This is a genomic window from Micromonospora sp. NPDC004336, assembly GCF_053602615.1.
The window spans coordinates 1-10665 of sequence record NZ_JBSGDY010000188.1 but is presented as its reverse complement, the minus strand read 5'-3'; the positions used below and the strand labels follow the sequence as shown (position 1 = coordinate 10665).

The window sequence follows — 10665 nt, the reverse complement described above, 5'->3', positions numbered from 1 at the left end:
CCGGGACCGGCCGGCCAGCCGGACGATGCCCGACCGGACCGTCGCGCTGACCTTCGACGACGGACCGGACCCGCGCTGGACGCCGCAGGTGCTCGACGCGCTGCGCCGGCACGGCGCGCGCGCCACCTTCTTCGTGGTCGGCGCCCGGGTCAACGAGCACCCCGAACTGGTCCGCCGGATCCTCGCCGAGGGGCACGAGATCGGCTCGCACAGCTTCACCCACGCCGACCTCGGCGCGGCCCCGGACTGGCGTCGCGACCTGGAGCTGTCGCTGACCCGCAAGGCGGTCGCCGCCGCGACCGGCCGCGAGGTCACCCTGCTCCGGCCGCCGTTCTCGTCCCAGCCGTCGGCGCTGACCGGCCCCGAGTACGCCGCGCTGCGCGCCGCCGCCGGCACCGGGCACGTCACCGTGCTCGCCGACCGGGACACGAAGGACTGGCAGCGGCCCGGCGTGCCGGCCATCGTCGCCGCCGCCACCCCGCAGCGTGGGCGCGGGGCGGTGGTGCTGATGCACGACGGCGGCGGCGACCGGGCCCAGACGGTGGCCGCCCTCGACCGGCTGCTGCCCGGGCTGACCCGGCAGGGCTACCGGTTCACCACCGTCTCGGAGGGCATCGACGCGCCCGCCTCCATGGTGCCGGCGGGCGGGGGCAGCCGGCTGAGCGGGCACGCCCTCCGGTGGACCCAGACCGGCGCTGGCTGGATCGCCGGCGCGATGGACCTGCTGCTCGGGATCGCGCTGGTGTTGGGCGTGGCCCGCCTGGCCGTGCAGGTGTGCTGCGCGCAGCTCCACGTGCGGCGGGTCCGCCGACCGAGGCGCGCCCCGCCGGCGATCACCGCCCCGGTTTCGGTGATCGTGCCCGCGTACAACGAGGCCGCGAACATCGCCGCGACCGTCCGGTCGCTGGTGGCCAGCGACTATCCGGCGCTGGAGGTGATCGTGGTGGACGACGGCTCCAGCGACGACACCGCCGGCATCGTCGAGCGGCTCGGCCTGCGCGGGGTGCGCGTCGTCCGGCAGGCCAACGCCGGCAAGCCGGCGGCGCTGAACACCGGCATCCGGGCCGCCCGCGCCGACCTGCTGGTCCTGGTCGACGGCGACACCGTCTTCCAGCCGGACACGGTGCACCGGCTGGTGCAGGGGTTCGCCGACCCCACGGTGGGCGCCGTCTCCGGCAACACCAAGGTCGCCAACCGGCGCCGGCTGCTCGGCCGCTGGCAGCACCTGGAGTACGTGATCGGCTTCAACCTCGACCGCCGGATGTACGACGTGCTGGAGTGCATGCCGACCATCCCCGGCGCGATCGGCGCGTTCCGCCGCGAGGTGCTGTTCGCCGTCGGCGGGGTGCCCTCGGACACCCTGGCGGAGGACACCGACCTCACCATGAGGGTGCTGCGGGCCGGCTGGCGGGTGGTCTACGAGGAGGCGGCGATCGCCTGGACCGAGGCGCCCTCCTCGCTGCGGCAGCTCTGGCGGCAGCGTTACCGCTGGTGCTACGGCACGATGCAGGCGATGTGGAAGCACCGGCACGCGCTGCGGGAGCGGGGCGCCGGCGGCAAGCTGGGCCGGCGCGGCCTGCCGTACCTGACCGTGTTCCAGGTCGTGCTGCCGCTGACCGCCCCGGCGGTGGACGTCTACGCCGTCTACGGCCTGCTCTTCCTGCCCTGGTCGACGCTGGTGCTGGCCTGGGCGGGGCTGCTGCTGCTCCAGACGGTCACCGCCGCGTACGCGCTGCGGCTGGACCGGGAGCGCTTCGGCCCGCTGTGGAGCCTGCCGTTCCAGCAGTTGATCTATCGGCAGGTGATGTACCTGGTGGTGGTGCAGTCGGTCGTGACCGCGCTGATCGGCAACCGGCTGCGCTGGCAGCGGATGGTGCGCACCGGCGAGGCGGCGGCCCTGGTCGGCGCCCAGGGGCGGGCGCCGCACTGACGCCTGACGGGGTCAGCCGGCGGTGAACAGGCCGGCGGAGAGCGCGAGCAGCGTCCCGGCGGCGGTGGAACAGCAGCACACCAGCAGGAACGCGACCACCGCGAGGATCGCCCAGACGCGCCGGTCGCGCGCCGCCGTCCGCAGGCTCGACCGGGGTACGCCCTCCGGCCGCCCCGCGTCAGCCTCCTCGCCACCCCCGTCCTCGACCACCCCGGCAGTCTAGGCGCCCCGGGCAGCCGCCACCCCCGCCATGATCGTGCTCGATCCGCGTTGTAGTGGCCTCCCCGCGCGGGTGAGGCCCTTGAGGACCAACGCTCGGAAAAGTCCCGTTAGGCAAGATCAGGTCTAGTGACGTGAAAGGGTGCCGCGTACGGTGATCGCTTGTGTCGTCATCGGTGAGCTTCTTGTCGCAGGCGGAGATGGACGGGTTCGGCCGGTACGCCGAGACGCCGCCGGGCCGGGAGACGCTGGAGCGGTTCTTCTTCCTTGATGACGCGGATCGTGACCTGGTCGCGGAGCATCGTGGGACGCATTCACGGTTGGGGTTCGCCCTGCAGTTGGTGACGGTCCGTCACGTGGGCCGGTTCTTGGCGGACCCGTTGGACGTGCCGACGTCGGTGGTGGATTACTTGGCGGTGCAGCTGCAGATCGACGATCCGTCGTCTGTGAAGCGGTACTTGGAGCGGCGGAACACCCGGTATGAGCACCAGGCGGAGATCGCCCGGGTGTACGGATATCGGGACTTCGCTGCGGCCGAGGGCGAGTTCCTGCGGTGGCTGGATGATCAGGCGTGGATCACCGGTGACGGGCCGAAGGCGTTGTTCTACGCCGCGGGGGCGTGGCTGCGCCAGCAGCGGGTGCTGCTGCCGGGTGTGAGCACCTTGGCGGAGGTCGTCGCCAGCGTGCGCAACGCGGCCCAGCAGCGGCTGTACACGATGTTGGCGCAGGCGGTCAGCGCGCAGCAGGCGGTGGAGCTGGAACGGATTCTGCGGGTGCCGGAGGGCCGGCGCCGCTCGCAGTTGGACCTGTGGCGTCACGCCGAGCGCAGCACCACGGGCAGGGGGATGAGCGCGGCGCTGCACCGGGTGATGGAGATCGCCGGGCTGGGGATGCGGACGGTCGATGTGCCGGCGGTGCCGGCACGTCGGGTGATCGGACTGGCCCGCTATGGGATGGCGGCCAAGGCGCCGAAGTTGGCCGGGCACCCGTATGAGCGCAGGTTGGCGACGTTGCTGGCCACGGTGCGGTGGCTGGAGGTGCAGGCCACCGACGACGCTCTCGAGTTGTTCGATGTGTTCATGACCAACGAGCTGATTGGCCGGGCGGGCAAGTACGCGGACAAGCAGAAGCTGAGCCGCCTGCCGGGGCAGTCACGGCACGTCGCGGTGCTGGCCCAGGCGGTGCAGGTGCTGTTCGAGGCCGATGGTTGGGGCGAGGCGGTGCCCCTGGACCTGGTGTGGGAGGCGATCGACACCGCGGTCGGGTCGCGGGCCCGGCTGGCCGCCGCGGTGGCCGGGGTGCAGGAGATGATTCCACCGCCGGCAGCCGATGTGCACGGGCAGTGGCGGGCGCAGGTGGTGGAACGCTTCGCCACGGTGCGCCCGTTCGTGCGGCTGCTGTTCGAGGTGATCGAGTTCGGGGCGACGGTGGACGCCGCCCCGGTGCTGGCCGCGATACGCGATCTGGCGCACCTGCTGGAGGCCCGCCCGAGCGAGCGGGTGCCGAAGGGATACCTGGACGCGCGGAAGGTCAACGTCGACCTGGTGCCCAAGGGCTGGTGGCAGCGGCTGGTCTTCGCCAAGGACCGCCCACCCGGCACGGTGGACCGCAACGCCTACGTGTTCTGCGTGCTGGAGCTGTTTCACACCGCGCTCAAGCACCGCGACATCTACGCGGTCGTCTCCGACCGGTGGGCCGATCCGCGAGCCAAGCTGCTGACCGGCGCCCGCTGGCAGCAGACCCGGGGGCCGGCACTGTCGGCGCTACAGCTTCCCGAACGCCCTGATGAACTGCTCGACGAGCTGACCGGCACCGTCGATGCCGCGTGGAGGGCCGCCGCCGGTGGGATCGTGCCGGACGGGCCGGTGAGCGTGGACGCCGACGGCCGGCTGCACCTGGCCAAGGACGATGCTCTCGACGAGCCACCCAGCCTGACCGATCTGCGTAAACGCACCACGGCGATGCTGCCCGAGGTCGACCTGCCGGAGATGATTCTGGAACTGATGGCGCTGTATCCGGACTTCCCGGCGGCGTTCACCTCGATCTCCGGCGGTACGTCGCGGCTGGCCGACCTGCACGTCTCGGTCGCGGCGCTGTTGACCGCGCACGCGCTCAACGTCGGCTTCGGCCCGGTGACCGCAGGCACGGACGCGTTGACCCGCGACCGGCTCGCCCACGTCGATCAGTACTACCTGCGTCCGGACTGCTACCGCGGCGCCAACGCCGTGTTCATCGACGCCCAGGCCGAGCTCGGCCTGGCGCGGCTGTTCGGCGGCGGTGTGGTCGCTGCGGTCGACGGGATGCGTTTCGTGGTCCCGGTGCGCAGCGTCGACGCCCGGCCGAACCCGAAGTACTTCGCCCGCAAACGCGGCGTGACCTGGCTCAACATGATCTCCGATCAGGCCATCGGCCTGACCGGGCGGGTGCTGTCGGGCACCCCCCGCGACACCCTGCACTTCGTCGACCTCGTCTACGACCCGCACGGCGGGCCCCGTCCCGAGGTCCTGATCACCGATCAGGGTTCGTACTCGGACCTGATCTTCGGCATCGTCACCCTGCTCGGCTTCGACTACCGGCCGGTGCTGGCCGACCTGCCCGACACCAAGCTGTGGCGCATCGACGCCGCCGCCGACTACGGCTACCTGGACCGCACCGCCCGGGGCCGCAGCGACCTGGGCAAGATCGGCCGGCACTGGCCGGACATCCTGCGCGTGGTCGCCTCCATCCACACCCGGGAGATCTCCGCCCACGACGCGATCCGGGTGCTGCAACGCGACGGCCGGCTCAACGCCCTCGGTGAGGCGATCGCCCACTACGGCAGGATCTTCAAGACCTTGCACGTGTTGACCCTGGTCGAGGACCCGGCGTACCGGCGGGAGATGAAGCGGATGCGCAACCTGCAGGAGCAGCGCCACGGCCTGGGCCGCAAGGTGTTCCACGGCCGCAAGGGCGAGGTGTACCGGGCGTACCACGACGGCATGGAAGACCAACTCGGCGCCCTCGGCCTGGTCCTCAACTGCGTGACCCTGTGGAACACCCTCTACCTCGATCACGCCCTGGACACCCTGCGAACCCAGGGCTACCCGGTGCGCGACGCCGACGCGGCCCGCCTGTCGGTCTACCAGCACGCGCACCTCAACGTCCACGGCCACTACTCGTTCGTGCTACCCGACCTCGCCGGCGGGCGGCGCCCGCTGCGCAACCCCGACCAGCGGTAAGGCCGCTGGGCAGCATCGAAACGGAAGTCAGCTAGATCCGGGCCGCGTCCGCAGCGAATGCCGGCGACCGGGCCGGACCCTCGGCAACGCGCAGGCCCCTCCCGCTCATTGACAGGCTGCACCTATGAGGTGTACCACGAGTTACATCGATACTCGTGGAGGTGGTTGTTGTGGCCAGAGCCCACAGGAGCAAAACCCTGCGCCGCGCATCCGTCGCCGCGTGCTGTGCCGCTGCGGTGTTCCTCGGCGCGATGCCCACCGCCGCGGTGGCATCACCAGCATCGGTAGCGTCGCAGCCGTCATCGCCCTCGCGGGCGGGTCACTTCGCGCCCTACCCGGGTGGAGTCAGCCCGCAGACGGAGTCGTCCAATATCAGCGCCGGCGGCTGCACGTACCGGCAGGCCGTTGATGATCCTCACCTGTCCGGTGGGGAAACCTCCGTTCACGGCTGGTGGATCAAGGTCTCCGGCAGTTGCCCGGATAAAGCAGACGTGGCGGTGAATTTGCAGGGCTACTTCTGTGACTCCTTCTCGTGCTACTGGGTGACGGTCGGGTCGGGCAGCGGCAGGTACTACCCCGGGGGTGGCTCCGGCCAACGCGCCACTGGGAGGAAGGCGTGCTCGAACTCCTCGACGGTCGGCTGGCGCGGTGTCGTGGACGTGGACCTACCCGGGATTATCGACCCGTCCGGCACCACTACGGGGACCGTTCAGAACCTCGCGTGCAGCCCCTGACCCGCCTCTGCGCCAATTCGGACCCCGTGGACGGCAAGGCTTGTTTCAATAGGGCGAGCTCCAGCCGCACCAGCGTCGGAGTGCGTCGCAGCAGCTGATCGGGTTGAACGGTCTACCCGCGATGAGCACCGACGCGACAACGGGGGACCACCGAGGAAGTGAGCGACGTGAAGAGCGGTTGGCATGCGCACCCAGACGCCGCTGACGGTCGCATCGATCTTCGCCCGGTCAACCCAGGACGAGTCGTAGGGCTGGGTGCGATCTGCGACATCCGACCGGAACGCCTCGACGATCCGGACGCCCAGAGCTTCTCGGTCAGCGAATACGCCGCGCTTGATGACGGCCGCCGCGTGATCTTGCATAATGCTCGTGGCTTCACGACCAGCCGGACGTCCGGTAGCACACGCGACGATGTTGTCCCGGACCACGTGGCCCGGGACGGCATCGTCCGCGCGACGTTGAATGCCGTTCTTCCTGACGACGACGAGAACCCCGAGGCACACCCGTGGGCGGAGTTGGCCGACCTGGCTCGGGCTCGCGGCCTGAAGGTCTCTGCGCAAGACCTGCGCGGTCTTCCATACGACGTGAACCTCACCGACGACGTGCTTCGCTGGCTCGCAAACCCCTGAGGCCGACGACGTATCGAGGCGCTGATGGCCAAGCCCGACGAGCATCTGGCTTGGGAGATCGCTGCTCGGCCGGCCGTCGGACTGGCCGTGCTGACGCCTACCGGCGGCGGGTGGTCGGGTCGCGGTGCTGCTGCCAGCGGCGCAGCGCCTCCGGGGACACTCGGGCGTAGCGGGCCAGGGACGCCACCGAGGTGTGCCCGGAGAACGACAGCAGGGTGGAGGTGTTCGCCCCGTCCTCGGCGGCGTGGGTCAGCGCGGAGTGCCGCAGCTGGTGCAGCGTCGCGCCGCCGGTGGTCTCGGTGAAGCGTTCGGCGGCGCGGCGGTAGGACAGGCGGGCCTGCCCGGTCGGCTCGTAGACGTCGGCCGGGGCCAGGGGCACCCTGGCGCGGCGGTCGGTGAGGAACACCGGCCCGCGGGACCGCCCTTTGAGCAGGCGGGGCAGCAGCCGGGCGGTCCCGGTCTGCCACACGATCACGTCGACGGCGTTGCCCTTGCGGCGCACCTTCGCGCACCGGTTGCGCAGGTCGAGGTCCTGCACGTCGAGTGCGAGGACCTCGCCAGCGCGGGCGGCGCTCTCGTACAGCAGCCGCCACAGCGTCCGCTCCCGCAGCGGCAGATCCTCCCGGCCCAGCAGCGCGCTGATCTCCGCCCGGCCCAGCGCCCGGGTCCGGTCCGGCGCCCGGCCACGCCGGCGCAACGCCCTGCTCGGATCGCCGGCGAGCCAGTCCTGTTCCCGCCAGTAGCCGATCGCCGAGCGCAGGGTGTCCAGGTTGCGGTTGAACGTGGCCGGCGCCCGCTCACCCCACCGGCCCGTGAACCAGGCGACGAGCTCCGTTGCGGCGGCCGGGGTATCGAGCATTGCGAGGGGGGTGGCCGGGCCCAGGTGCTCGCGCACCTGCCGCAGCGTCGAGGCGTAGACCCGACGGGTGCCGGCGGTCTCCGGATGATCGAGGGTCGCCAGGAAGCCGTCGATCGCCTCGACCACCGACGGCCCCGCCACCGGGCGCAGCCGACGCACCGTGCCCACCGAACCACCTCCCGCCCTATCGCAGAAAAGCACGGCCAGTCGGCACCGCACCGGTTGCGGTTGGGTCCAGGTCACCGCTCCCGATCCGGCACTCTATCGCAGAAAACCAATAGCTTTCTGCGATAGCACCACCAAAGGCCAGCCGCCAGTAAGGGGGAGTCCCTCCGACAGACCCCCAACTCGAGTGCCGCTAATTGATCTTGCCTAACGGGACTTCTCCGAGCGTTGGTCCTCAAGGGCCGGTGAGGCCACTACATCCGGGTTCGAGCACGATCATGCCCGTGGCCCGTGGCCCCGGTCAGGCGCGGCCGAGGCGGTCGAGGATCCAGGCGTTGACGAACGCCTCCTCCCGCCAGGCGTCGTAGCGGCCGCTCGGGCCGCCGTGGCCGGCGCCCATCTCGGTCTTGAGCAGGTAGTCGCCCTGGGGTGCGACCGCCCGCAGGCGGGCGATCCACTTCGCCGGCTCGTGGTAGAGCACGCGGGTGTCGTTGAGGCTGGTCACCGCCAGGATCGCCGGGTAGTCGACGGCCCGCACGTTCTCGTAGGGGGTGTAGGACTTCATGTACGCGTACACCTCCGGGTCGTCGAGCGGGTTGCCCCACTCCTCCCACTCGGTGACGGTCAGCGGCAGCGACGGGTCGAGGATCGTGGTCAGCGCGTCGACGAAGGGCACCTGCGCGACGATCCCGGCGAACGCGTCCGGGGCGAGGTTGGCCACCGCGCCCATCAGCAGCCCGCCGGCCGAGCCGCCCCGGGCGACGAGCCGGTCGCTCGCCGTCCAGCCGGCCTTGACCAGGTGCCGGGCGCAGGCGACGAAGTCGGTGAACGTGTTCTTCTTGGCCAGCAGCTTGCCCTGCTCGTACCAGCGGCGGCCCAGTTCGCCGCCGCCGCGGATGTGCGCCACGGCGAAGATGACGCCCCGGTCGAGCAGCGAGAGCCGGGCGATCGAGAACCACGGGTCCATGCTCGACTCGTAGGAGCCGTAGCCGTAGATGACGCACGGAGCCGAGCCGTCCTTCGGCGTGCCGGCCCGGCAGACCAGCGAGATCGGCACCCGCGTCCCGTCGTCGGCCAGCGCCCAGTCGCGGTGCTGCTCGTAGTCGGCGGGGTCGTAGGCCCGTCCGTCCGGCCCGGGCTTCACCGGCTTCTGCCGGCGCAGCACCATCTGCCGGGTGACCAGGTCGTAGTCGTAGACCGAGTCGGGGGTGACCAGCGAGGTGTAGCGCAGCCGGATCTGCCGGGTCTGGTATTCCGGGTTGCTGTCGAGCCCGACGCTGTAGAGCGGCTCCGGGAAGTCGATGTCGAAGGCGTCGCCGCCGCCGATCGGCAGCACCCGCAGCCCGGTCAGCCCGTTGCTGCGCAGCGAGACGACCAGGTGGTCGGCGAAGGCGTCCACCGCCTCCAGCCGGGTGCCGGGGGAGTGCTCGATCAGCGGCACCCAGTCGCCGGGCGCGTCCGCCGAGGTGTACGCCAACGCGAAGTCCTCGGCGCCGTCGTTGTGCAGGATCAGGAAGCGGTGGCCGTGGTGCTCGACCGCGTATTCCACGCCCTGCCGGCGGGGCGCGACGGACGCGGGGACGCCGGTCGGGTTGCCGGCCGGGATCACCAGCACCTCGCTGGTGATCTTGCTGTGGATGTCGATGAGGACGAACTTCTCGGAACGGGTCAGCTCGACGCCGACCCAGAACCGCTCGTCGTCCTCCTGGTGCACCACCACGTCCTCGCTCGACGGGGTGCCCAGGGTGTGCCGCCAGACGCGGTTGGGCCGCCACGCGTCGTCCACCGTCACGTAGAACAGCACCGAGGCGTCGGCCGACCAGGCGGTGCCGTAGAAGGTGTCGGGCACCTCGTCGGCAAGGACCTCGCCGGTGGTGAGGTCCTTGACCCGCAGCGTGAACCGCTCGTCGCCGGAGAAGTCCGTCGAGTAGGCCAGCCACCGCCCGTCGGGGCTGACGTCGAACGCGCCGAGCGCGAAGAAGTCGTGCCCCTCGGCGAGCAGGTTGCCGTCGAGCAGCACCTCCTCGCCGTCCAGCGGGGCGCCGTCCGCGCTGACCGGCGGGTCGGTCTCGCCGTCCCGGACCGCCCGGCGGCACTGGACGCCGTACTGCTGCCCCTCGACGGTGCGGGTGTAGTACCAGTAGCCGCCCTTGCGGCTGGGCACCGACAGGTCGGTCTCCTGGGTGCGCCGGCGGGTCTCCTCGAACAGGTCGGCGCGCAGCCCTTCCAGGTGCGCCGTCCGGGCCTCGGTGTAGGCGTTCTCGGCGGTCAGGTAGGCGATGGTCTCCGGGTTGTCCTTGGTGGCCAGCCACGCGTACTCGTCGGTGACGGTGTCGCCGTGGTGGGTGCGCTCGCTGGGCACCCGCTTCGCCGTGGGCACGGGGGTCTCGGTGGTCACGGCGCCACGTTACCGGCTGTCCGCTCACGGACACGGCCGCTGCTCAGGCCAACTCGAAAACCGCCTTCGACACCGAGCCCCGTGAATCAGTCGCGGTTCATTCGAACATGTGTACGATGACCGGCATGGCGGCAGCAGCGAGTTCCACCGACCGGCCCGGAGCCCTCGACATCACCCGGCGCTTGACGGAGATCTGCGGCCCGCCGTTCGCCCGGCTCGCCGGCCCGGCCGACGAGGTGGCCGGCCGGCCGGCCCGCTGGGTGGCCGTGCCGGGTGGCCCGCGTGCCGCCGCCGAGGTGCTGCGGCTCGCCGCCCGGCACGACCTGAGCGTGGTGCCGCGCGGCGCCGGCACCAAGATCGACTGGGGAGCGGCCCCCGACCGGGTCGACATCATGCTCGACACCGGCCGGCTCGCCGGCATCGGGCACGAGCCGCCCGGAGCGCCGACCGCAACCTGCCCCCAGCCCGACGCTCTCCTCGGTCACGACGGCGGCGCCCGTCGCTGCCAACGCC

The 10665-nt window shown here is 71.4% G+C and carries 6 protein-coding genes and 1 pseudogene; 4 read left to right on the top strand and 3 right to left on the bottom strand.

Going from position 1 to position 10665, the window contains the following annotated elements; translation table 11 throughout:
- On the top strand, positions 1-1930 hold a 1930-nt coding region (locus tag ACWENR_RS26645), incomplete at its 5' end, for a bifunctional polysaccharide deacetylase/glycosyltransferase family 2 protein (protein WP_452279698.1).
- Positions 1931-1942: 12 nt separating this feature from the next.
- Here ACWENR_RS26645 and ACWENR_RS26640 read toward each other — a convergent pair.
- Complete coding sequence (locus tag ACWENR_RS26640) at positions 1943-2140, bottom strand: hypothetical protein (protein WP_452279697.1); 198 nt, start codon at positions 2138-2140, stop codon at positions 1943-1945.
- 185 nt (positions 2141-2325) lie between these two features.
- Here ACWENR_RS26640 and ACWENR_RS26635 point away from each other — a divergent pair, with 185 nt between their 5' ends.
- Together ACWENR_RS26635 and ACWENR_RS26630 are read left to right on the top strand one after the other, a co-directional pair.
- Positions 2326-5367: a Tn3 family transposase gene (locus ACWENR_RS26635; protein WP_452279696.1), complete on the top strand. Its 3042-nt coding sequence runs from the start codon at positions 2326-2328 to the stop codon at positions 5365-5367.
- A gap of 892 nt (positions 5368-6259) precedes the next feature.
- Positions 6260-6730 carry a hypothetical protein gene (locus tag ACWENR_RS26630; protein ID WP_452279695.1) on the top strand — a complete coding sequence of 157 codons (471 nt, stop codon included), beginning with the start codon at positions 6260-6262 and terminating at the stop codon, positions 6728-6730.
- A gap of 97 nt (positions 6731-6827) precedes the next feature.
- Here ACWENR_RS26630 and ACWENR_RS26625 read toward each other — a convergent pair whose 3' ends face one another.
- Together ACWENR_RS26625 and ACWENR_RS26620 are read right to left on the bottom strand one after the other, a co-directional pair.
- Complete coding sequence (locus ACWENR_RS26625; RefSeq protein WP_452279694.1) at positions 6828-7757, bottom strand: tyrosine-type recombinase/integrase; 930 nt, start codon at positions 7755-7757, stop codon at positions 6828-6830.
- 298 nt (positions 7758-8055) lie between these two features.
- Positions 8056-10152, bottom strand: a complete 2097-nt coding sequence (locus ACWENR_RS26620; RefSeq protein ID WP_452279693.1) for a S9 family peptidase — start codon at positions 10150-10152, stop codon at positions 8056-8058.
- A gap of 125 nt (positions 10153-10277) precedes the next feature.
- On the opposite strand from ACWENR_RS26620, the pseudogene ACWENR_RS26615 reads away from it, so the two are divergent.
- Positions 10278-10665 (top strand): annotated as a pseudogene (locus tag ACWENR_RS26615) (hypothetical protein); the annotation flags it as partial.